The organism is Rhodococcus artemisiae, assembly GCF_036327795.1.
GTDB classification, from domain to species: Bacteria; Actinomycetota; Actinomycetes; order Mycobacteriales; family Mycobacteriaceae; genus Rhodococcus; species Rhodococcus artemisiae.
Map to the genome: position 1 here is coordinate 104951 of NZ_JAUTXY010000004.1, position 20755 is coordinate 125705.

The window sequence follows — 20755 nt, forward strand, 5'->3', positions numbered from 1 at the left end:
GTCAGCCTCCCTGCATTCCGGCCGAAATCACGGCCCGTCCGATAGGCGCAGCCACTGAGCCGCCGGTCGCGGCAAGGGCACGGTCGCCACCGTCCTCGACGATCACGGCCACCGCCACTGTGGGCTGCTGAGCGGGTGCGAACCCGATATACAGCGTGTGGGGCGGAGTGTTACGTGGGTCGCTGCCGTGCTCGGCGGTGCCGGTCTTCGACGCGATCTGAACACCGGGAATTGCACCCTGTCCACCCGACCATTCTTCGGAGCCGATCATCAGATCGGTCAGTGTTGCCGCGACCGAGGGGTCGATGGCCTGCCCGAGGGATTCGGGCTTCGTTTCCGCGAGGAGTGCGAGATCGGGCCCCTCCAGACGTTCGACGAGATACGGCTTCATACGCACACCGCCGTTGGCGACGGTCGCGGCGATGACCGCGTTCTGCAGTGGAGTCAATGCGACGTCACGCTGGCCGATGGTGGACTGTCCGAGCGCTGCACCGTCCGAGATCGGCCCGAGGGTGCTCTCCGCGACCGGCAGCGGAATGTCGATGGTCTCGCCGATACCCAGAGCTTCCGCCTGGTCGACGAGGGCCTCGCGACCGGTGTTGATGCCCATCTCGACGAACGCGGTGTTGCACGAGCGTGCGAACGCTTCGCGCAGTGACACGGTGGGGGCGTCGCCGCAGGCCGCGCCGCCGTAGTTCTCGAGGGTTGTCGTGCTGTCGGGGAGTGTGATGTTCGGGGCCGCAGTGAGCTGATCGTCCGGGGTGACGCCCGAGTCGAGAGCAGCGGCCGTCGTGACCACCTTGAACGTCGAACCCGGCGGGTAGGTCTGGGAGATCGCGCGGTTGAGCATCGGCTTGTCGGGGTCGGAGTTGAGTTCGTCCCACGCCGCCGACGTCGCAGCACCGTCGTGGCCGGACAACCGGTTCGGGTCGTAGCTCGGCGTGCTCGCCATCGCGAGGATCTTGCCGGTCGAAGGCTCGATGGCCACCACCGACCCGGTGTATCCCTTGGAGGTCAGTTCGTCGTACGCGACCTGCTGCATGGCCGGATCGATCGTCGAAACCACATTGCCGCCGCGCGGGTTGCGTCCCGAGACGAGATCGAACAGCCGACGTCCGAACAGCAGGTTGTCGGAGCCGTTGAGCAGCTCGTCCTCGCTGCGCTCGAGGCCCGTGCTGCCGTACTGCATCGAATAGAACCCGGTGACCGGCGCGTAGGCGAGTGGACTCATCGGCTGCGCGGGTGTCGACGGGTATTCCCGCAGGTACTTGTAGCGGCTGTCGGTCGGGATCGACACGGCCAGTGCCTGCCCGGCAGCGGAGATCTGGCCGCGCTGTCGCGAGTACTCGTCGAGCAGCACCCGCGAGTTACGCGGGTCGGTGCGCAGGTTGTCTGCCTTGATGACCTGCACGTAGGTGGCGTTGGCGAGCAGCGCGACGACCATGAACATCACGGCCATCGCGACCTTGCGGAGCGGCGTGTTCATTCGCGCCCCATCATTTCCGTCTGAGCTTCCGCGATGGGTGTCACCGGTTTCTTACGCGGTTGGACGGGTTCGCGTGCGGAGTGCGAGATCTTCATGAGCAGAGCGAGCAGTAAGTAGTTCGCGAGCAGCGACGACCCGCCGTACGAGACGAACGGCGTGGTCAGGCCCGTGAGGGGGATCAGTTTGGTGACTCCGCCGACCACAACGAACAACTGGACGGCGAGGGTGAACGACAGACCGGCGGCGAGCAGTTTGCCGAAACTGTCGCGCACTGCGAGGGCAGTGCGCAAACCACGGATGACCAGGATGAGGAACAGCAGCAGGATCGCGGCGAGCCCGATCAGGCCCAGCTCCTCACCGATCGCGGCGATGATGAAGTCGGTCTTTGCGAACGGCACCTGAGCGGGCCGTCCGCTGCCGAGACCTGTGCCGGCGACACCGCCGGTGGCGAGGCCGAACAGCGACTGCGAAATCTGGTAGCCCGTGTTGCTGTAGTCGGCGAGCGGGTCGGCCCACGTCTGGACACGAACCCGGACGTGGCCGAACATCTGGTACGCGAAGACGAAGCCGATCGCGAGTAGCGAGAACCCGATGATCAGCCAGCCCACGCGTTCCGTCGCGATGTAGAGCATCACGAGAACGGTGGTGAACAGCAGCAGGGACGTGCCGAGGTCCTTCTCGAACACCATGACGCCGATGGAGATGATCCACGCGGCGAGGATCGGGCCGAGGTCGCGTGCGCGGGGGAAATCCATGCCGAGGAAATGCTTGCCGGCCGTGGTGAACAGATCACGTTTCGCCACGAGCACGGACGCGAAGAAGATGATGAGCAGGATCTTGGCGAATTCCCCCGGCTGGATGCTGAATCCGGGGAGCCTGATCCAGATTTTGGCGCCGTTGACCTCGGAGAACTGCGACGGCAGCAACGCCGGGATCGCGAGGGCGACCAGCCCGATCAACCCGAGGGTGTAGCTGAAGCGGGCAAGCAGCCGATAGTCGTGGAGGAACACGAGAACAGCGATGAACAGGGCTATGCCGATCGCAGTCCACAACACCTGCTGGTTCGCGTCGGGCGACGGCATCGACAGGCCCATGTAGCGCGCGTTTTCCTGGTCGGCGAGGTCGAGCCGATGGATCAGCACGAGGCCGAGGCCGTTGAGCAACGCGACGATCGGCAACAGCAGCGGATCTGCGTACTTGGCGTACCGCCTCACCGCCAGGTGCGCGAGGAGGAACAACCCGGCGTACGTGAGACCGTACTTCGCGAGGTCGAACGTGAGCGCCTGCTCGAGAGAGGCCTCGACGAGCATCATCGACACCGTCGTGATGGCGATCGCGACGAGCAGCAGTCCCAGTTCGGTGTTGCGCTTCGTGGATTGGGGAGGGGCCGGAGCGAAACCACCGGGGGGGCTCGGAAAAGCCCCCGCGCCATGGGTCACCGACATCAGGCGCCCACCCTGCAGTTCTGGCCGGGGACCTGGGGTGCGGGCGCCGGTTCCGGTGCCGCCATCGATTCGGTTCCACCATTTCCGGGTGCCGGCTCGCCAGGTGCGGGCGCTGCCTCGCTCGGGACGGGTTCGGCGGGTGCCGATTCTGCTGTCGGAGCCGGTGTCTCACCGGGTGCGGGCGCGGGGGTCGGGGCAGGCTCGGGCTCCTCGACCTTGCACACCGGAAGCAGGTCCTGTTCGGCGAGTCGCGCCATCTGGACGTTCGCCTCGTCGAGTGTGCCGGAGGGAAGTCCGGCACGAACCTGTTCGCGCGCAGCGGGCTGAAGGTCGTCGACCATCATCACGCGGCACTGGGCGTCGCCCGGATCGACGAGGGTCAGCTCTCCGTCGTCGGTGACGCATCCGATGCGTGCCGGTTCCTGCAGCGAGTAACCGAACACGTTGCCGGGAAGTCCGCGCAGCACGGTGACACGGGCATCGTCGGCGCTGACGTAGTAGTTGTTCCGGATCATCTGCCGACCGAAGAAGCCGCCGGCGGCGATCAGGCCGAGTACCACGAGCGCGATGAGCGGAGCCCACCAGCGGCTACGACGCTTCTTCGGCTCTTCGGGAGCCTTGTTGATGACGCGCTTGGGTGTGGCGCGCGGCGGCCGCATCGCGGCAGCGCGACCGGCGGCAGTGTTCGGGCGGGGAGCTTCGTCCTCGTCCTCACCCGACGCTGCTCCGGCGACGATGGGGTTGCTCTGCCCGTAGTCGAGGTCGATGACGTCGGCGACGACCACGGTGATGTTGTCGGGTCCGCCGCTGCGCAACGCAAGCTCGATGAGCCGGTCGGCGCACTCGTCGTGGCTGCCCTCGCCCAGGGTGTTGGCAATCGTCTCGTCGCTCACCACATCGGAAAGACCGTCGGAACAGATCAGGTAGCGATCGCCGGCACGCGCTTCGCGCACGGTCAGCGTCGGCTCCACCTCTGCGCCGGTGAGAGCGCGCATGATCAGCGAACGCTGCGGGTGCGTGTGCGCCTGTTCCGCGGTGATGCGGCCCTCGTCGACGAGCGACTGCACGAACGTGTCGTCGCGGGTGATCTGGGTGAGCTGGTTGTCGCGCAGCAGGTAGGCGCGGGAGTCGCCGATATGGGCCAGGCCCAGTTTGCTGCCGGCGAAGAGTATGGCGGTCAGCGTAGTGCCCATACCGTCGAGTTCGGGTTCTTCCTCGACCTGATCGGCGATCGCTGCGTTGCCTTCCCGCACCGCGTCGTCGAGCTTGCCGAGGAGATCTCCACCCGGCTCGTCGTCGTCGAGATGCGCGAGCGCGGCGATCATCAGTTGTGAGGCAACCTCGCCGGCGGCGTGGCCACCCATTCCGTCGGCCAGCGCCAGCAGTCGCGCGCCGGCGTAGACGGAGTCTTCGTTGTTGGAGCGAACGAGGCCTCGGTCGCTGCGGGCAGCGTAGCGCAGTACAAGTGTCACGGGCGGAGCTCGATCACAGTCTTACCCACGCGCACAGGGGTGCCCAGGGGTACGCGGACAGCAGTGGTGACTTTCGCTCGGTCCAAGTACGTTCCGTTCGTCGAGCCGAGGTCTTCGACATACCAGTCGGAGCCCCGCGGAGAGAGTCGCGCATGTCGAGTGGACGCGTAGTCGTCGGTCAGTACGAGTGTCGAATCGTCGGCGCGACCGATCATCACCGGTTGGGTACTGAGCGTGATCCGGGTACCTGCGAGTGCACCCTGTGTAACGACCAGATACTTGGCGGTCTTGTTGCGGCCGAGCGACGGCAACACCGACTGCTTGGGGGAGTAGCGCGGTAGTGGTCGCGCAGAACCGGCGTAGATGTCCGAACGCAATGCACGCAGCACTGCCCACACGAACAGCCACAGCAGCAGAAGGAAACCTGCCCGGCTCAGCTGCAGAATCAGCCCCTGCACGGCATGTCCTCCTTCGGCATGTGCGACCGGTGCGCGGTCGTCCGGTTCGGTGCGGTCACTCACAATACGGACATCGACCGACTCCATGCAGAGTCAGATCCGCAGCTCGCGCTTCGGACGAGTTCTGCGGATCCGGTGAGCCGGTTTTCCCGCTGGTCAGAGGATGCGGACCAGGATTTCCGAGTGGCCTGCGCGGATCACATCGCCGTCGGCGAGCTGCCAGTCCTGAACCGAAGCACTGTTCACGGTAGTGCCGTTGGTCGAACCGAGATCGGAGAGCATCGCGACCTGTCCGTCCCAGCGGATGTCGATGTGGCGGCGTGACACACCCGTGTCGGGGAGGCGGAACTGAGCGTCCTGACCGCGACCGATGATGTTGCTGCCCTCGCGGAGCTGGTAGTAGCGGCCGCTGCCGTCCTCGAGCTGGAGAGTCGCCGTCAGAACACGTCCGGTCGCGGCCGGGGGCTGCTGGTAGCCGCCACCCGCATACGCCTGCTGCTGGTAACCCTGATCGGCCTGCTGGTAGCCGGGGTCTGCATAACCCTGATCCGCGTAACCCTGCTGGCCGTACGCCTGCTGTTGGTAGCCGGGGTCTGCATAACCCTGATCTGCGTAACCCTGGTCGTAGCCGGCACCTGCCGCGCCCGCTGCGTACCCCTGCTGCTGGTAGCCGGGATCTGCGTAGCCTTGGTCGGCGTAGCCCTGCTGGCCGTAGTCCTGGCTGTAGGCCTGCTGGCCGTACGCCTGATCGGCCGGCTGTCCGTATGCCTGGTCCTGGCCGTACGCCTGATCCTGCGGGTAGCCGCCCTGGTCCTGCTGGTAGCCCTGGGCTCCGTAACCCTGCTGGTCGTATCCCTGCTGCTGGTAGGCCTGCTGGTCATACGCCTGCTGGTCGTAACCCTGGGCGCCGTATGCCTGCTGGTCGTAACCGGCCTGATCGTCGTACCCGCCCTGGGGGGCGTAACCACCGTTGTAGCCCTGTGCGTAGCGCTGATCCTGGCCGCCGTGCGCGTGACCGTTTCGTGCGTACTGTGCTTCCGCCTCGGCGGGGTCACGGCTTGGTTCGTAGCCGGGGTTCTGCGTCATGGAGCCAACTCCTGGTTCGGGGGTCACTGTTGGACGGTTCTGCGGGGTCCGCTGTGACGGGGCGTGCGTCTGTGGACGCCCTGCCTCAGGGTCGACAGAGCCGTGTGTTCGGAACTGCCCGGTGTGCAATGCCGAAGACGACTCGAATACAACCTGGATCTCACCGTATGTCTGCCATCCCTGTTCGCGAATGAAGTCCTCAAGGTGACGCGCGAACGCCTTCACAGTCAAGTCCCGATCCGCCGCCAAGGCCTCATGATCGGAGTCACTGATGGTGATGACGTACTTGTTCGGGGCCAATATGTGGCCGCGAGCAAGGTGTTGGACGCCGTCGGTTGCCTCCTGCTGGAGTGCAGCTTCGACTTCCTGGGGGACGACACCGCCACCGAAGACGCGGGCGAACGCGTCGCCGATTGCAGCCTGGAGCTTTCGCTCGAAGCGTTGGGCGATACCCATGACGACCCCCTTTCCGGTCACAGCGTGTCGTGGGTGCAGATCTCGCTACTGCATGGTATCTACTTTTGCTCGGATTCGACCGGGCGGATTACCGCGCGTGTTCAACTTGACATGTTCTAGGCCTCGATCGGTCCTGGAAAACCTCCCTGACCTGGTGAATCGGTGATCGGGTATGCCTTGTGTTACTGTTTTCTGCGTTGCTCGGGCGAGTGGCGGAATGGCAGACGCGCTGGCTTCAGGTGCCAGTGTCCTTCGGGACGTGGGGGTTCAAGTCCCCCTTCGCCCACAGTATGCAATTCGATGAGTTGCAATAGACGAGGTCACGAACTCGAAAGAGTGCGTGACCTCGTTTTTTCGGCCGAGTGTCGTTTCTATCGCGAAGCGCACCCTCCAGACAGATACAACTGTTGTGTGAGCGTTGTATCTGTCCGGAAGTGCAGCGAAAGTCCGACTGTTCTCACATTGCGTCAGGCCAGTGCCAGGAACAGTTTCTCGAGTTCGGCTTCGGTCATCGGTTCGCCCGACTCGGTCGATTCGCCGGTGAGGCATTCACGCAATCCGGTCGCGACAATCTTGAAGCCGGCGCGGTCGAGTGCTCGTGAGACGGCGGCGAGTTGGGTGACGACCTCTTTGCAGTCCCGTCCGTCCTCGATCATCGTGATCACACCCGCCAGCTGACCCTGGGCGCGCTTGAGCCTGTTGAGTACGGTCTTGATGGCTTCGTCGTCTCCGACCATGATGATGCCTTTCTCGATGGTTGCTCCACCGTACCCCTGGGGGTATGTGGGCGTGCGTGGTGGACTTATCGCGGAGTGCGATGTGCCGACGCCGACCGAGTTGGTGAAGTGGGCAATGCTCGATGCGGTTGCACCGGTAGGGGTTCGATACCCGTGATCGTCGCCCGGAGTTCTATACCCCCAGGGGTACTTGCATACCCTAGGGGGTATATGACACCCTGTCCGTATACCGAGGTGATCCCCTCTGAATCAAGCCTCATGGAGGAGCACATGATTCTCGAGCAGTACTACATCGAATGCCTGTCCCACGCGTCATACCTGGTCGGTGACGAGACCACGGGAAGGGCGATCGTGATCGACCCACGCCGGGATATCGACGAATATCTTTCCGACGCAGTAAAATACGGGATGACAATCGAGGGTGTGATCAATACCCACTTCCACGCCGACTTCGTCTCGGGCCATCTCGAACTCGTCGATGCGACCGGCGCATGGATCGGCTTCGGAGAACCGGCAGAGACCGACTATCCGATCCGCCGCTTGTCGGACGGGGAGCGGATCTCGCTCGGCACCGTCGAACTCGAGATCCTGGCTACCCCGGGCCATACCTGGGAGTCGATCTCGGTGCTGGTGAGAGAACATCCCACCGCGATCCCGGCTGCGGTCCTCACCGGTGACTCATTGTTCATCGGTGATGTCGGTCGCCCTGACCTGGTCGGCATCGGCGATTCGTCGGCCGAAGACCTGGCCGGGGCGATGTACCGCACCGTGCACGAGAAGTTGCTGACGCTTGCCGACGAGGTGGTGGTCATGCCCGCCCACGGTGCCGGTTCGTCGTGTGGGAAGAACCTCTCGTCCGAGCTCACCTCGACGATCGGGGAGCAGCGCGCCACCAACCCCGCGGTGCAGCCGATGAGCAAGGAAGCGTTCGTCGCGTTGATCACCGCCGGGCAACCTGCTGCACCCTCCTACTTTGCGGTCGATGCTGCGATGAACAAGGGCGTCCACCCACTACTTCCCCGGGGCCGGGCCGTCCGTGAGCTGAGTCCGACGCAGGTGCGTGCCGAATCGGATGCCGGCACCAGGGTGCTCGATGCTCGCAGCGTCGACGACTTCGCCACCGGACACCTGCGAGGTTCGATCAACGTCGGCTTCGACGGACGCTTCGCCGAAACCGGAGGCATGGTCGCCGATGTGGGGGAGAGGATCGTGCTGGTCACCTACCCCGGAGAAGGCCGGGACGCCGCAATGCGCCTCGCACGGATCGGCTCCGACAACGCGATCGGTTACCTCACCGTCGACCACGACAGCGCGTTCCCGACGGAACTGGCAGCGCTGGTTCAGGCCGCTCCGCGGACGACCGTCGAGAGGCTCGATGCGCTCATGACCGCAGATGCAGTCACCGTCATCGACATCCGCAACACCGGGGAACTCGAGGTCGGGACGATCCCGGGCTCGATATCGATCCCGTTGGCACAGTTGCGAGTTCGACTTGATGAAGTATCCGACGACAAGCCGGTCGTCGTTCACTGCGCGGGTGGGTGGCGCTCGAGTGTTGCGGCATCGTTGTTGCGCGCGCAGGGCTTCGAGAACGTGTCGGACCTCCTCGGCGGATACAACGCCTGGGCCGCCGCGCGAATCCCTGCCTGATCACCACACACCGGTCACCGAATCCCCGACCATTCACCACCTGAGGAGAAACTCACAGTGTGCTATCCCGTCGCCTGCTCGAACTGTGGAAAGACCGGCTGGGACGGCTGCGGACAACACGTCGACGCGGTCATGCGTTCCGTGCCCGTTGCCGACCGTTGCACGTGCAGCACCGAAAGTACTCGGACTGCAGAGCGTCCCCGGACGTGGCGGCGGATCCTCGGCCGTTGACCAGGTCATACATGAATGAGGCACGGCGCGACGAAGAACAACTCCAGCGACTGCTCATCCTGCGCGCTCCGCGAGATTCAGTCCCACGATGAGCACCACCGCTATCGTCGTGGCACCGAGTAGCGGCCACACCCACATCATCACCCGACGTCGCGCAGCAGTGACGACTCCCACGACGGTGCCGGCGACCGCGACGGCGATGCCACCCCATGTGACTGCGGACGCAGCGGTGAGATAGCCCTCCTGGCAACCGTCCGGGCCGCACGAATCCATCCCCATCGGGAAGAGCAAGGACACGAAGAACGCAACAGCGGCGAAAACGATCGTCACGATGATGAACAGAGCGGTCACGACGGCATCGATCGTGCGTCGGGTGGACCGTTGTAGGCCTTCGTCGGCACGGTCGTGGCTCATCGAGGTCATGGGTTGATCGTTGCCGATGGCAGCATGATCATGTCGAATGAAGGGACAGGACCACCGTGAACGACGTGGATCTCGAGCACCTGTATCGGTGCATCGAGCTCGCTGAGGAAGCGCTGCTCGCAGGCGACGAGCCATTCGGATCGGTACTCGTCGATGCGGACGGCCGAGTCCTGGCGGAGGATCGCAACCGAATCTCCGACGGTGACCGCACTCGTCACCCCGAATTCGCACTGGCCAGGTGGGCGGCCGAGAACATGACGCCCGACAACCGCGCGGGCGCAACCGTCTACACCTCGGGAGAGCACTGCCCCATGTGTGCAGCTGCGCACGGATGGGTCGGTCTCGGCAGAATCGTCTACGCCGCTTCCTCTCAGCAGCTCACCGGATGGCTCGACGAAATGGGAGTGCCGGCGGGGCCGGTGCGGCCTCTTTCCGTCCAAGAGGTTGCTCCCGGAGTCGTAGTGGCAGGTCCGGCGCCAGAACTGGAGCACGCGATCCGTCGGTTGCATCGCCGATGCCACCTCGGTGAGTGACAGCGCGGCGTCGCAGTTGTACTCGAGACGAGTGAAACTGTTTCGATACACGCTCGGAAAGTGCAGGATGGCGGGTGCCCTCGTCTTTCGAACGGTGGCATCCGAAGCATTGGAAGGTGACTATGTCGATCGTCGTCGTGGCGGGCAATCCCAAGCCCGGCTCCCGAACTCTCGACGCCGGAACCCGGCTCGCGACCGCGTTGACCGGTCGGGAACCCGACCACGTGATCGATGTGATCGACCTCGGCGCAGGTCTGCTCGGGTGGGGTGACGAGGACGTTGCAGCCGCGGTGTCGACCGTCGCCGAGGCCGATCTGGTGGTGTTCGCCAGCCCGACGTTCAAAGCCACTTACACCGGCGTGCTGAAACTGTTCCTCGATCAATTCGCCACCGGCGACGGACTGCGCGACGTGGTCGCCGTGCCGCTCATGCTCGGTGCCGGTCCGGCGCACGCACTGGCGCCCGACCTGCTGCTCAAGCCGGTATTGGTGGAACTGGGCGCAACGACGCCGGCGCCGGGCCTGTACCTTCTCGACTCGACCTATACGACGGACACCGCCATCGCCGATTACGCCGAACGCTGGTCGCCGGTGTTGGCTGCAGCAACCAGGACGGAGGCAGCGTGAGCGCGCTCGACGGCACGGCACTGCGTGAGGCATTCGCCCACGTCCCATCGGGTGTGGTCGCGATCTGCGCTGACGTCGACGGCGAACGCGTCGGGATGGCGGCGAGCACATTCGTGCCGGTGTCGCTCGACCCGCCGCTCGTCTCGTTCTGCGTGCAGCACACCTCGACCACTTGGCCGCGTTTGTCCGTTCTTCCACACCTGGGGATAAGTGTGTTGAGCGATGTGCACGACGGTGCCGCCAGGGTCCTCGCCTCGAAGAACGGCGACCGGTTCGCCGGTATCGACACCGAGACCCGCAATGGGGGAGCACTGTTCGTTTCGGGGACGAGTGTGCGGATGGATGTGACGGTCGAGCAGGAAGTTCCGGCGGGTGACCACGCGATTGTGGTGCTCCGAATCAACGAACTGCTCACCGACTGCGATGTCGAACCGATCGTGTTCCACCGCAGTTCGTTCCGTCGCCTGATCGCGTCCTGACCGGTCAGGACTTCCGAGTGCCACGCAACGTCGAATCGAATGGAGCTGATGTGGCAATGGAACGTATTGCGGTCAACCCGGTGAAGTGGTCGATGGAGATGGGATTCAACCAGGGTGAGATCGTCTCCGGACACACCCGGACGCTGTACTGCTCAGAGCAGACTGCGACGAATGGAGACGGTGAGCCCCAGCATGACGGCGACATGGCGGCACAACTGACGCTGAGTCTCGACAACCTGGAGGCCGTGCTCGGCGAGGGTGGTATGTCCCTTGCGAACCTCGTCCGGCTCAACGTCTACACCACCGACATCGACCTGCTTTTCCCCCACTACGGCCTACTGACCTCGCGGCTGGACGTCGCCGGGGTGGCGCCGACCAGCACGTTGCTCGGAGTGACACGGCTGGCGATCCCCAGTCTGATGGTCGAGCTGGAGGGGACCGCGGTCGGGTGACGGGTGGGTAGGGTCAGGAGTCAGCGGGAAGCTCGGAGCGAGGCGTCCAGGGCGGCCATGAGGTGCGCGGTGCGGCTCCTGCCTGTCGGCGCGACGGGATACCGGCACAGCACGTCGATCAACACCGGTGTTGCGCGTGCGCGCGCCTGCTCGATCATCTCGTCCCCGACTGCAGGGTCGTCGCCGGCTTCGATCTCGGCGATACGCGCCACGTTGGCTGCCGCACGAAGGATGTGTCCGACCTGGTGGGCCTTCGCGATCGGGTGCAGATAGGCAGCCGAGGCGGCGTCGCCGGCGGCTTGTGCGGCCAGACGGGTGACCTCGGTGGGAGCGTCCCCGGCCGCGCGGTGCGCGTCCATCGAGGTGACTCGCTGAAGCTTGGTCCGGCGCGCACCGTCGATGAACTCCCGAGCGGCGTCCAGAGCGGCACGTGGTCGGGGATCGTCAGGTGTGGTGAACTCGAACAGGGGGAGAACCTCCTGCGCGGACTCGGCGACGTAGCGGGCCACTACGCGTAGTTCATCGTGCGTCAGTTCGAAGTCGCCGGTCACGGACGTCATGGCCAGATCCTCTCATTGTCGAAGTGGCCCGATCGGCGTCGCGGCGCCGCCGACCGACCCACAATGGGTGACAGTACGTCCGTCGCCGACGAAGGGATGTCCAAGTGGACCGGTTCGAGCTTCCGCACACGCTGCGTCGATCGTCGAAGGAGGTGCAGGAGTTGTACGGCACTACCTACGAGGCCGCGGCCGAGCGGGTCGGCGAGGGCGAGGACGCCGAGCGCGCCGCGTACGGGGCGGTCAAGGAGAAGTACGAGCTCGAGAACGACCATTGGGTGCCGAAGCAGGATTGATGCTCGGCGGCAGCTGTGGAGGCAGCTGACGGCGGCCGCGACCTCTGATGTGATCAGAAGCCCTGAAATCGCTCGTTCGAGCGCAAATGGACTTCGATCAGTGTGGATATCCGCGGTGTACGGTGCGCGCCAGGATTCCGAGGGTTGCCTTCAGGGACTCTTCGGCGATGACCGGGAAGATGCCTGCCTCACGCCATTTCGGGTCGATATCGGACCAGTCGTAGTACGAGGTCACGAGGGAACCACCGTCGACGGGTTCGATCCGATAACCGTAGACGTGACCGATCTGCGGGCGAATGGTTCCCAGGATGGTCCAGGCTATTTCACGGTCCGGAACAAAGGTCTCGATCGTCACCGTCACGTCGTACTCGCCCAAGGGAATGTCGCCGAGAGCTTCACGGTCCATGTGTACGACAAAGCTGTCGCCGACCGAATTCACCACGTCGCCGTCTGCATCCATCAGCATTCCGGATCCGTCGATGGCAACGTGCCCCTGAGGGTCACAGAGCACCGAGAATATCGATGTGGGATCGGCTTTGATGGTGCGCTGCACTTCGATGCGCTCAGTCGACATTCGACGATGTTGTCAGATGAGCGGCGTTTGTGCACCTATGGCATGGACGAGCGACTCGGTGAAGTGCTGTCTCGATGATCCACTTTCGATCCGGCGAAGCAGAACCCTGTTGTAGCGACAGTGGCAAGTGAAGTCTCATCACGACTTTGTCTGCAGATCGAAGGAATCCGCCGTGACCGTGACCGAGCACGACTCCACCTCGAATAGCGAGGGCACTTTCGTCGACCCCGCCGGCGCCCACGCCCGTGTCCAGCAGGGGTCGGTGAGTGCTCGGGAAGCGGCCTTCGCCCGGCGGTTCGGCCCAGGCGACAGCGACGGCCCGTGGAACGACACTCTCGCCGTCCAGTTCGATCACCGATCGGTGCGCCGGTTCACCGGGCAATCGATCGACGAGGACATCGTCCGCACTCTCGTGGCGGCCGCGTCGTCGGCGCCCACATCGAGCAATTTGCAACTGTGGTCGGTGGTAGCTGTGACCGACCGCGACCGCGTCGGTCGACTCGCCGCACTCGCCGGCGATCAGGACGCCGTGCGTCATGCCCCGCTGTTCCTGGTGTGGCTGGCCGACTTTGCCCGAGCCGAGCGAATCGTCACGGCACGGGGACTCGATCTGCACAACGCCGACTATGCCGAGTCGACTCTGCTCGGGGTGATCGATGCGACCCTCGCGGCGCAGAATGCCGTGGTTGCATCGGAATCCCTCGGTTTGGGAACGGTGTTCATCGGTGGCATACGAAACGATCCGGAGGGGGTGGCAGAGGTCCTCGGCCTGCCGCCGCGTGTGTTCCCGGTGGTGGGACTGTCCGTGGGATGGCCTGACCCGGACGAGACCGCGGAGGTGAAGCCGCGGCTCGGATTCGACGTCGTCTGCCATCGGGAGAACTATCGGATCGACGAGCAGGACCACGGTATCGCTGAGTACGACGTGCGGGCCGAGGGCTTCTACCGATCACAGGGACTTGTCGGAAGCTGGACGGGAAGGATTGTTTCCCGGCTGACCGATCCCGCGGCCTTCGGTCCCCGGCGCGGGATTCGGCAGGCACTTGCCTCTCGGGGATTCCCCTTCGCCTGAGACGGGCGGGACCTGTAGTGCACCCGGTGGTGCCGACCGCACCCGCGGAGTCGGCAAGCCCTTGTAATCAAGCCGATTTCAATGGTCGTCGCCCCCGCTTCCGCGTTCTACATTCGACGAACACATGACCCGGAGTTGAACTTCCGGGGCCTGATTCACAGTGACGAGGGAGTTCGCATGCCGCGCAACAACTCGCGACGCCGCTTGTCCGGCGCAGCGATCGGGGAGGGCTGAGCGATGGCGACGATCCTCGACAGGAAACAGAAGTCGGATGTGGGAGTGCCGACGACTGTTGACGCGGAGTCCACGCTCATCGATCCGACAGCGCTGAGCAGGAAGACCCAGAGTTCGTCCCGCGTTCCGCGATCAGTACAGCGCATGATCGGTCCTGTCCTGATCATCGTGGTCTGGCAACTCGTGGTGAGCACCGGGTTGTTCAGCGAGAACACCCTCCCCAGACCGTTGTCGGTGCTGTCCGCAGCGTGGCGCCTGATTGCGAACGGCGAACTGCAGGAGCATATGTCCATCAGTCTCCTGCGGGTCGGCTACGGCTTGCTGTTCGGAATCGTGCTCGGGCTGGTCCTCGCGTTGATTTCCGGATTGTCGCGCGTAGGTGAGAACTTCGTCGACGCCAACATGGAGGTGCTGAGGGCCGTCCCGAACTTCGCGCTCGTCCCTCTGCTCATCGTGTGGTTCGGTATCAGCGAGACCCCGAAGGTCCTGCTCATCACCCTTGCGGTTGCTGTCTCGATCTATATCAACACCTTCTCGGCAATTCGCAGCGTCGATGCCGGACTGGTGGAGGCTGCGCGCTCGTTCGGTGTGCAGCGCGCCGAACTGATCCGCCGGGTCATTCTGCCCGGCTCCCTCCCCGGATTCCTCATCGGGCTGCGGCTGGCACTGACCGGTGCGTGGCTGTCGTTGATCTTCGCCGAAACGATCAACGCGAAACGCGGTCTCGGACGCATGATGAGCGATGCCCGCGAGTACTTCCAGCTCGACGTGGTCTTCGTGCTCATCGCGGTCTATGCGATTCTCGGCCTGATCTCGATCTTCATCGTCCGGGCACTCGAAACGCGCCTGCTCACGTGGAGGAGGTCGTTCGATGGGAACTGACCTGATCGAACCGACCAGGACGAATCCGGTGGTCGTCGCACGTGGGGTGCGACGGGTATTCGGCGAGCAGCTTGTGCTCGACGGTCTCGACCTCGACATCGCCCCCGGTGAATTCGTTGCATTGCTCGGTCGGAGTGGGTCCGGCAAATCGACCTTCCTGCGGGCATTGGGTGCGCTGGACGCCGAAGTGGAGGGACACCTCCGTGTTCCGGCCCAGCAGGCGATCGTCTTTCAGGATCCACGCCTGCTGCCGTGGCAGAAGGTGCTGACCAATGTCAATATCGGCCGCCCCGACAACGCGCAGACCCGCGCGGATGCTCTCGCCGCGCTCGACGAGGTTCAGCTCGCAAGCAAGGCCAAGGCCTGGCCGCGCACGCTTTCGGGAGGCGAGGCGCAGCGTGTGGCACTCGCACGGGCCCTCGTCCGGGAACCCGAGCTGCTCCTGCTCGACGAGCCGTTCGGTGCGCTCGACGCGCTCACCCGTATCAAGATGCACGGGCTTCTCCAGCAGCTCGTGGCCAAATACCGCCCCGCCGTTCTTCTGGTCACCCACGACGTCGACGAAGCAATCCTGTTGGCAGATCGCGTGATCGTACTGACCGACGGTGCGATCTCGCTGTCCTCACCCGTCGAGATACCGAAGCCCCGTTCCCGCGATTCCCGGGAATTCAACGAGCTGCGGCGGCACCTGCTCACCGAGCTCGGCGTGGGCGACGAACCGGACGCGCAATGATCCGCCGGCTCTTCGCTCTGGGTGCAGAGCACAACCACCACAGTTCGACGACGAAGGAACAGGCTGTGCCGAATACAGAAGGATCACGGTGGCTTCTGCTGCCCGCATTGGCGATAGCGTTCGCGGTCTCCGGATGTGGGCTGTCCGGGGCCGACGGGCAGGAAGCGCTCGCCGAGGCGACCATCGCCCACAGCAGCGATGACATTCCCGAGGGAACCTCTCTCGTCGTCGCCGAGCAGAATGCGAGCCGTTCTCTGCCGCTGCAGCTTTCAGGTGCCACCGAGGAACTTCCGTACTCACTCGACTTTGCAGACTTCAGCGGCGGACCCGCGGTCATCGAAGCCCTCCGTTCCGGCGCTGCCGACATCGGAGCAGTCGGCGAGGCTCCTATTCCACTCGCAGTTGCCAGTGGTGTCACCGACATCGTCGCCATCGGTCTCGAAGCGAATCCGGGAAGCAGCGGCGGGTACTTCCTCGCCGCACAGCCCGGAAGTGGAATCGAGACCGTCGCCGATCTGAAGGACAAGAAGGTCGCGTATCCACCGGGTACCGGACGGCACATGATCGTCGCCGGTCTCCTCGCTCAGGCCGGGCTCGATCCGAAGACGGACATCGAGGCTGTCGAGCTCGCGGGTGCGGAAGTCGCGCCGACGTTCGCGTCGGGTGCCGTCGACGCCGCGATCCTCACCGGTGTCCAGTACTACAAGGTGGGTGCGCCGCCGATCATCGGCGACGGAACCGGCATCAACACCGGCATCGCCACGTTGATCGTCCGCAGGGAGACGCTCGAGGATCCTGCGAAGGCCGCCGCCATCGGCGATTTCGTCGGGCGGTCCGTGGCAGCAAACAATTGGATCACCGCTCATCCCGACGAATGGGTCGATGCGTACTACGTGGGAACCCAGGGGATGACACCGGAAGACGGGAAGTCGTTGCTCGACCATATCGGTACCGGGAAGTACTACCCGATCGACGAGAAGTCGACCGCGCTGTTCCAGACGGTCGCCGACGGACTGCTCGAGACCGGAACCATGTCCACCGCGGTCGAAATCGAATCCTATGTGGACGACCGCTACAACGACATCGTCGACGCACAGAACAACGCGGACGGATCCGAACCGCAACCGTTGCCCTGACGCTCTGTGACACCTGAAGTTTCTGAAGTTCCTACAGCCCAGATAATTTCGATGAAGGGAAGTTCACCATGACCCAGGCCGCCACCAGACTCGACGTCATTCCCCAGTCCGGATACGCCGGTGCAGAGATTCGGGGCATCGACCTGACGCGCGACCTCACCGACGACGAGATCACCGCCGTCCGTGACGCCTTGCTGAAGTGGAAGGTGGTGTTCTTCCGAGAACAGTTCCTCGACCACGACCAGCACCTGCGGTTCGCGTCCTATTTCGGTAATCCGACCCCGGCTCACCCGTTGTTCGATTCGATCCCGGACGAGAACTACCCCACCATCTACCCGATCTTCCGAGATCGGTTCAAAGCTCGGGTAGCGAAGAGCAACGGCTACGACAAGGTGCGCTGGCACGCGGATGTGACCGCCGCGGTCAATCCGCCGTTCGCATCGATTCTGCGTGCCGAGGAACTTCCTCCCTACGGTGGTGACACGCAGTGGTCCAACGCCGTCGCGGCGTACAACGGTCTGTCGGCGCCGGTGCAACGATTGGCCGACGAACTACGTGCGGTGCACCAGTTCACGCCGGGTGCCGGGTCGAAGCCCACCGAAGACTACCTCCGCCGGGTCGAGCGTCGCCCGCTGGTGACCGAGCATCCGGTGGTGCGTGTGCATCCGGAGACGGGGGAGAAGGCTCTGTACGTCAATCCCGGTTTCACCCAGTACATCAACGGCGTCTCTGCGCACGAGAGCCGCCGTCTGCTCGGATTGTTCTACGAAGAGTTGGGCCGCCCCGAATATACCGTGCGGTTCAAGTGGGAGCCGGGCTCGATCGCATTTTGGGACAACCGTTCCGCTGTGCATCTGGCACCGTCGGATCTCACGACCGAACACGACCGTCGGCTCTACCGCATCACCCTCGAGGGTGATGTGCCCGTCGGTCCCGACGGAACCAAGTCCGTTGCGCTCGAGGGTGACCCTTTCAACGCCGTCTGATCCAGTATTAGGAGTTAGATGTTCGCCCGCATGCGGGAGACGGAACCCTCTGCGGGCCTACGTCCATACTTCACGTCCCTGTTCATACCGTCCGCGATCTTCGGTCTCGGTACTGGCGCGGGGGCGCCCATGATGGCTCTGCTCGCGCGGGAGTTGGGCGCCTCGGTGCCTGTCGCGGGCATCATCGTCGCGTTGCTGGCACTCGGCGCGGTGCTGGGCGACCTGCCGTCGGGAACACTGGTCGGGCGTTTCGGTGAGGTGCGCGCGATCGTCGTAGGGTCGTCGCTCGGTGCAGTCGGCGTGATCATTTCGCTGGTGGCCCCCAACCCTGCGATCCTGGCGGTCGGTGCAGTGCTCACCGGATTCGCATTCGCAGTATGGGGGCTGGCGCGCCAGAGTTACCTGGCCGGTGCTCTACCGGTGCACATGCGAGCCCGGGGTATTTCCGCGAATGCGGCAATGCACAGGGCGGGAGTGCTGGTCGGACCGTTCGTCGGCGCGATCGCTGTCCATCAGTTCGGTATTCGCGGCGGACTGATGGTCGAACTCGTGGCGATCATCGTCGCGGGAGCGCTCATTGCTCGGACGACGGTTCCGGAACCGCAACGTTCCGAGGGCGGAGACGTGGGGGTCCTTGCCGTCGCGAGGTCTCACCACGTCGTGCTCCTGACGCTGGGAGCGGGGTCGATGCTCGTGGGGGCTTCGCGTGCTTCGCGTGAAGCGGTGCTGCCCCTGTGGGCCGAGCACATCGGGATCGCTCCGGCCACGGTGTCCCTGGTGTTCGGAATCAGCGGTGCGGTGGATCTGCTGCTCGCCTACCCGGCGGGAGTCATCATGGACAAATTCGGCCGCCGCGTGACAGCGGTACCGGCTCTGCTGTTGTTCGGGATCGCGTTTCTGATTCTTCCGCTGATCCATGAATTGTGGTGGCTTGTCGTCGTCGCCATGTTGCTCGGTGCAGCCAACGGGTGGAGCAACGGGGTCGTCATGACCCTCGGTGCCGATGTCTCACCGCCGGATCGCCGCGCGGAGTTCCTCGGCGCGTGGCGACTGACCCATGATGTCGGATCGTTCACCGGTCCGCTGTTGGTCGGTGTGGTTGCGGCGGCATCTCTTGCGGCGGGGGCTGTGGCGATCGGTGTGCTGTCCATCGCCGGCAGCGCCGTGATGTGGCGGTATATCCCGCGATACGTGCCCAGCCCGAAGGCCCACCGACAAGCCGTGAGCGCGGGCCTCGAGTCATAGGCGCAGGTTCCCATTCGTCCGATACGGACTGCGGACGAACTGCGATGCTCCGGATAGGGTGAGTCCATGAGCGCCGTCCCCAGCCACTGGATTCCGCACCGTCGTGAGGACGGGGAGGTCATCGGTTGGATCGACCTGGAATCTCAGGAACCGGACCTCATTCCGATCGATCGGCTGGGCCGGCCCCTTCCGTCGGTCTCCGATTGGAATGCAGCCGAGGAGGTGCTCGACGATGTGGGTCTGCGCTTCCTCATGAACCGATTCCACTACCGCGGGCACACGGTGAGGATCAGGCATCTCTACGAGGACCGTGTCATCGTCACGACCGCGGTGTCCGACGCGATCGGCGATGTCGGGCAGGAGTTCACGCTTCCGTTCCCCGCGGGACCCGATCTCACCGAGATTCGAACACGCTGATCGATCGGGTGAATCACTGGGTAGGCGGCAGACCCAGTGCATCGGCGAGGAGTGGCCACGACTGGTAGAAGGCGTCCTGCCAGTATCCCCATGAATGGGTCCCTCTGGGCTGCAGGTCGAACGTCGCTGGGATATCGAGTTCGTTCAGGCGGTTCTGCAGGTTCGTCGTGCACCAGTGCACCGCGGCCTCGATCACTCCGCCGACCACGACCTGGTTCGCCAACGCCAGCGCCTGATCCTCGAAATTCGCATCCGGTTCCACGACCGTGAACTCGTTGCCCAGGGTTTCGTGCGGGCCGGGCAACCCGGTGGCGTCGGAGATGAACAGCTTGGTTCCGCGTAGGCCTTCGGCGTTGACCACGGGATCGTTTTCCACCCACGCCGGATCGTCGTCCTCGCCGTACATGTTCCGGACGTCGCCGCCGCCCCAGGTTTCGACGACGAGCTTGACGAATTCCTTGCCGATCGGATCGGAGGTCTGTGCGCAGCCACTGTAACCGGCTGCCGCGGAGTAGAAACCGGGCTCGGCGATCGCATATTGGAGCACCGCAGTTGCCGTCATCGAATTCGCGGCGATGGCTTGGACACCGTTCGTGCCGAGTGCTGCGTCGACCAGAGGTGGAAGCTCCTCGAGGAAGAACGTCTGCCATTTGTTGAGACCGAGATTCGGGTCTTCGCGTTTCCAGTCGGTGTAGTAGGAGAACGCGCCGCCGATGGGCATCACCACGTTGACGTCCTGTGTCTTCAGGAAATCACCGACGTCGGTATTGGCCCACCACGTTGCGGCATCGGTACCACCCCCGGCGCCGTTGACCAGGTACAACACGGGACGAGGTGCAGACGCGTCGCGTGGACGCTGCACTCGGACCGTGATGTCTTCGTCCATCGCTGCGGAGTGGACCTGCAGGGTCAGGTATTGTCCGTCGATCTCGCTCGAGACGATCCGGGAACCATTCGGCGACACCGGGTCCGCAAGCAGGGATTGCGCCGCAACGATAGGGTCGTTCGGCACTTGGTCCTGTGCGAACGAGATGCCGCTACCGGCAGTGGCTGCGAGCATCGTCGCGACTGCTCCTGCGACGACGGTGG

General features: G+C 64.3%; 24 protein-coding genes and 1 tRNA gene. 14 read left to right on the plus strand and 11 right to left on the minus strand.

The genetic code is table 11. The features are described 5' to 3' along the window. Position 1 precedes the first annotated feature (1 nt). The 5 genes from Q7514_RS10480 to Q7514_RS10500 all read right to left on the minus strand — a co-directional run bounded on the left by Q7514_RS10480 (position 2) and on the right by Q7514_RS10500 (position 6403). Entirely contained in the window at positions 2-1486 is a 1485-nt protein-coding gene (locus tag Q7514_RS10480; RefSeq protein WP_330133188.1) for a peptidoglycan D,D-transpeptidase FtsI family protein, read from the minus strand. Next, entirely contained in the window at positions 1483-2931 is a 1449-nt protein-coding gene (locus Q7514_RS10485) for an FtsW/RodA/SpoVE family cell cycle protein (RefSeq protein ID WP_330133189.1), read from the minus strand. Before Q7514_RS10485 ends, Q7514_RS10480 begins: the two co-directional genes overlap by 4 nt. After that, positions 2931-4403 (minus strand): PP2C family protein-serine/threonine phosphatase, encoded by a 1473-nt coding sequence (locus Q7514_RS10490; RefSeq protein ID WP_330133190.1) that lies wholly within the window; start codon positions 4401-4403, stop codon positions 2931-2933. The genes Q7514_RS10485 and Q7514_RS10490 overlap by 1 nt, the downstream gene beginning before the upstream one ends. Next, positions 4400-4861 carry an FHA domain-containing protein FhaB/FipA gene (locus tag Q7514_RS10495; RefSeq protein WP_054713680.1) on the minus strand — a complete coding sequence of 154 codons (462 nt, stop codon included), beginning with the start codon at positions 4859-4861 and terminating at the stop codon, positions 4400-4402. Before Q7514_RS10495 ends, Q7514_RS10490 begins: the two co-directional genes overlap by 4 nt. Positions 4862-5017: 156 nt before the next feature. Next, positions 5018-6403: a DUF3662 and FHA domain-containing protein gene (locus Q7514_RS10500; RefSeq protein WP_330133191.1), complete on the minus strand. Its 1386-nt coding sequence runs from the start codon at positions 6401-6403 to the stop codon at positions 5018-5020. A 203-nt stretch (positions 6404-6606) separates the two neighbouring features. On the opposite strand from Q7514_RS10500, the gene Q7514_RS10505 reads away from it, so the two are divergent. Beyond that, positions 6607-6689: transfer RNA gene (locus tag Q7514_RS10505), tRNA-Leu, on the plus strand. 181 nt (positions 6690-6870) lie between these two features. Here Q7514_RS10505 and Q7514_RS10510 read toward each other — a convergent pair. Beyond that, on the minus strand, positions 6871-7140 hold the full coding sequence (locus Q7514_RS10510) for a metal-sensitive transcriptional regulator (RefSeq protein WP_330133192.1): 270 nt from the start codon (positions 7138-7140) through the stop codon (positions 6871-6873). A gap of 270 nt (positions 7141-7410) precedes the next feature. On the opposite strand from Q7514_RS10510, the gene Q7514_RS10515 reads away from it, so the two are divergent. Further along, positions 7411-8790, plus strand: coding sequence for an MBL fold metallo-hydrolase (locus tag Q7514_RS10515; protein WP_330133193.1), 1380 nt, complete (start codon positions 7411-7413; stop codon positions 8788-8790). A 285-nt stretch (positions 8791-9075) separates the two neighbouring features. Here Q7514_RS10515 and Q7514_RS10520 read toward each other — a convergent pair whose 3' ends face one another. Beyond that, positions 9076-9444, minus strand: coding sequence for a hypothetical protein (locus Q7514_RS10520; RefSeq protein WP_330133194.1), 369 nt, complete (start codon positions 9442-9444; stop codon positions 9076-9078). 56 nt (positions 9445-9500) lie between these two features. On the opposite strand from Q7514_RS10520, the gene Q7514_RS10525 reads away from it, so the two are divergent. From Q7514_RS10525 to Q7514_RS10540, 4 genes are all read left to right on the plus strand, one after another. Next, entirely contained in the window at positions 9501-9977 is a 477-nt protein-coding gene (locus Q7514_RS10525; RefSeq protein WP_330133195.1) for a nucleoside deaminase, read from the plus strand. A 122-nt stretch (positions 9978-10099) separates the two neighbouring features. After that, entirely contained in the window at positions 10100-10603 is a 504-nt protein-coding gene (locus Q7514_RS10530) for an NADPH-dependent FMN reductase (RefSeq protein WP_330133548.1), read from the plus strand. Beyond that, a complete protein-coding gene (locus Q7514_RS10535; protein WP_330133196.1) occupies positions 10600-11082 on the plus strand; it encodes a flavin reductase family protein in 483 nt (160 codons plus the stop codon). The genes Q7514_RS10530 and Q7514_RS10535 overlap by 4 nt, the downstream gene beginning before the upstream one ends. 56 nt (positions 11083-11138) lie before the next feature. Further along, on the plus strand, positions 11139-11534 hold the full coding sequence (locus tag Q7514_RS10540) for a RidA family protein (RefSeq protein WP_330133197.1): 396 nt from the start codon (positions 11139-11141) through the stop codon (positions 11532-11534). Between the two features lie 20 nt (positions 11535-11554). Here the strand turns inward: Q7514_RS10540 and Q7514_RS10545 are convergent, their stop codons facing one another. Further along, complete coding sequence (locus tag Q7514_RS10545) at positions 11555-12094, minus strand: putative immunity protein (protein WP_330133198.1); 540 nt, start codon at positions 12092-12094, stop codon at positions 11555-11557. A gap of 104 nt (positions 12095-12198) precedes the next feature. On the opposite strand from Q7514_RS10545, the gene Q7514_RS10550 reads away from it, so the two are divergent. Continuing rightward, positions 12199-12387 carry a ChaB family protein gene (locus Q7514_RS10550; RefSeq protein ID WP_330133199.1) on the plus strand — a complete coding sequence of 63 codons (189 nt, stop codon included), beginning with the start codon at positions 12199-12201 and terminating at the stop codon, positions 12385-12387. A gap of 97 nt (positions 12388-12484) precedes the next feature. On the opposite strand, the gene Q7514_RS10555 is transcribed toward Q7514_RS10550, so the two are convergent. Continuing rightward, on the minus strand, positions 12485-12961 hold the full coding sequence (locus Q7514_RS10555) for an SRPBCC family protein (protein ID WP_330133200.1): 477 nt from the start codon (positions 12959-12961) through the stop codon (positions 12485-12487). Between the two features lie 172 nt (positions 12962-13133). On the opposite strand from Q7514_RS10555, the gene Q7514_RS10560 reads away from it, so the two are divergent. Next, positions 13134-14033 carry an NADPH-dependent oxidoreductase gene (locus Q7514_RS10560; protein ID WP_330133201.1) on the plus strand — a complete coding sequence of 300 codons (900 nt, stop codon included), beginning with the start codon at positions 13134-13136 and terminating at the stop codon, positions 14031-14033. 155 nt (positions 14034-14188) lie between these two features. On the opposite strand, the gene Q7514_RS10565 is transcribed toward Q7514_RS10560, so the two are convergent. Further along, positions 14189-14413 (minus strand): hypothetical protein, encoded by a 225-nt coding sequence (locus tag Q7514_RS10565; protein WP_330133202.1) that lies wholly within the window; start codon positions 14411-14413, stop codon positions 14189-14191. On the opposite strand from Q7514_RS10565, the gene Q7514_RS10570 reads away from it, so the two are divergent. From Q7514_RS10570 to Q7514_RS10595, 6 genes are all read left to right on the plus strand, one after another. Further along, positions 14412-15149, plus strand: a complete 738-nt coding sequence (locus tag Q7514_RS10570) for an ABC transporter permease subunit (RefSeq protein WP_330133203.1) — start codon at positions 14412-14414, stop codon at positions 15147-15149. The genes Q7514_RS10565 and Q7514_RS10570 overlap by 2 nt on opposite strands. Beyond that, the gene (locus Q7514_RS10575; protein WP_330133204.1) at positions 15139-15882 is read left to right on the plus strand and encodes an ABC transporter ATP-binding protein; all 744 of its coding nucleotides are present in this window, start codon (positions 15139-15141) and stop codon (positions 15880-15882) included. The genes Q7514_RS10570 and Q7514_RS10575 overlap by 11 nt, the downstream gene beginning before the upstream one ends. A gap of 65 nt (positions 15883-15947) precedes the next feature. After that, positions 15948-17018, plus strand: coding sequence for a PhnD/SsuA/transferrin family substrate-binding protein (locus Q7514_RS10580; protein ID WP_330133205.1), 1071 nt, complete (start codon positions 15948-15950; stop codon positions 17016-17018). Between the two features lie 68 nt (positions 17019-17086). Beyond that, positions 17087-18004 carry a TauD/TfdA dioxygenase family protein gene (locus Q7514_RS10585; protein WP_330133206.1) on the plus strand — a complete coding sequence of 306 codons (918 nt, stop codon included), beginning with the start codon at positions 17087-17089 and terminating at the stop codon, positions 18002-18004. An 18-nt stretch (positions 18005-18022) separates the two neighbouring features. Then, on the plus strand, positions 18023-19249 hold the full coding sequence (locus tag Q7514_RS10590; RefSeq protein WP_330133207.1) for an MFS transporter: 1227 nt from the start codon (positions 18023-18025) through the stop codon (positions 19247-19249). Between the two features lie 66 nt (positions 19250-19315). Further along, complete coding sequence (locus tag Q7514_RS10595) at positions 19316-19666, plus strand: hypothetical protein (RefSeq protein WP_330133208.1); 351 nt, start codon at positions 19316-19318, stop codon at positions 19664-19666. A gap of 13 nt (positions 19667-19679) precedes the next feature. On the opposite strand, the gene Q7514_RS10600 is transcribed toward Q7514_RS10595, so the two are convergent. Next, positions 19680-20726 (minus strand): alpha/beta hydrolase, encoded by a 1047-nt coding sequence (locus tag Q7514_RS10600; RefSeq protein ID WP_330133209.1) that lies wholly within the window; start codon positions 20724-20726, stop codon positions 19680-19682. Positions 20727-20755: the final 29 nt, after the last annotated feature.

What these genes read in the sequence shown, in the direction of transcription:
- Q7514_RS10480 (WP_330133188.1), bottom strand. Translation starts at nt 1,486, where the DNA reads ATGAACACGCCGCTCCGCAAGGTCGCGATGGCCGTGATGTTCATGGTC.
- Q7514_RS10485 (WP_330133189.1), bottom strand. Translation starts at nt 2,931, where the DNA reads ATGTCGGTGACCCATGGCGCGGGGGCTTTTCCGAGCCCCCCCGGTGGT.
- Q7514_RS10500 (WP_330133191.1), bottom strand. Translation starts at nt 6,403, where the DNA reads ATGGGTATCGCCCAACGCTTCGAGCGAAAGCTCCAGGCTGCAATCGGC.
- Q7514_RS10510 (WP_330133192.1), bottom strand. Translation starts at nt 7,140, where the DNA reads ATGGTCGGAGACGACGAAGCCATCAAGACCGTACTCAACAGGCTCAAG.
- Q7514_RS10515 (WP_330133193.1), top strand. Translation starts at nt 7,411, where the DNA reads ATGATTCTCGAGCAGTACTACATCGAATGCCTGTCCCACGCGTCATAC.
- Q7514_RS10520 (WP_330133194.1), bottom strand. Translation starts at nt 9,444, where the DNA reads ATGACCTCGATGAGCCACGACCGTGCCGACGAAGGCCTACAACGGTCC.
- Q7514_RS10530 (WP_330133548.1), top strand. Translation starts at nt 10,100, where the DNA reads ATGTCGATCGTCGTCGTGGCGGGCAATCCCAAGCCCGGCTCCCGAACT.
- Q7514_RS10540 (WP_330133197.1), top strand. Translation starts at nt 11,139, where the DNA reads ATGGAACGTATTGCGGTCAACCCGGTGAAGTGGTCGATGGAGATGGGA.
- Q7514_RS10545 (WP_330133198.1), bottom strand. Translation starts at nt 12,094, where the DNA reads ATGACGTCCGTGACCGGCGACTTCGAACTGACGCACGATGAACTACGC.
- Q7514_RS10555 (WP_330133200.1), bottom strand. Translation starts at nt 12,961, where the DNA reads ATGTCGACTGAGCGCATCGAAGTGCAGCGCACCATCAAAGCCGATCCC.
- Q7514_RS10570 (WP_330133203.1), top strand. Translation starts at nt 14,412, where the DNA reads ATGATCGGTCCTGTCCTGATCATCGTGGTCTGGCAACTCGTGGTGAGC.
- Q7514_RS10565 (WP_330133202.1), bottom strand. Translation starts at nt 14,413, where the DNA reads ATGCGCTGTACTGATCGCGGAACGCGGGACGAACTCTGGGTCTTCCTG.
- Q7514_RS10575 (WP_330133204.1), top strand. Translation starts at nt 15,139, where the DNA reads ATGGGAACTGACCTGATCGAACCGACCAGGACGAATCCGGTGGTCGTC.
- Q7514_RS10585 (WP_330133206.1), top strand. Translation starts at nt 17,087, where the DNA reads ATGACCCAGGCCGCCACCAGACTCGACGTCATTCCCCAGTCCGGATAC.
- Q7514_RS10590 (WP_330133207.1), top strand. Translation starts at nt 18,023, where the DNA reads ATGTTCGCCCGCATGCGGGAGACGGAACCCTCTGCGGGCCTACGTCCA.
- Q7514_RS10595 (WP_330133208.1), top strand. Translation starts at nt 19,316, where the DNA reads ATGAGCGCCGTCCCCAGCCACTGGATTCCGCACCGTCGTGAGGACGGG.
- Q7514_RS10600 (WP_330133209.1), bottom strand. Translation starts at nt 20,726, where the DNA reads ATGCTCGCAGCCACTGCCGGTAGCGGCATCTCGTTCGCACAGGACCAA.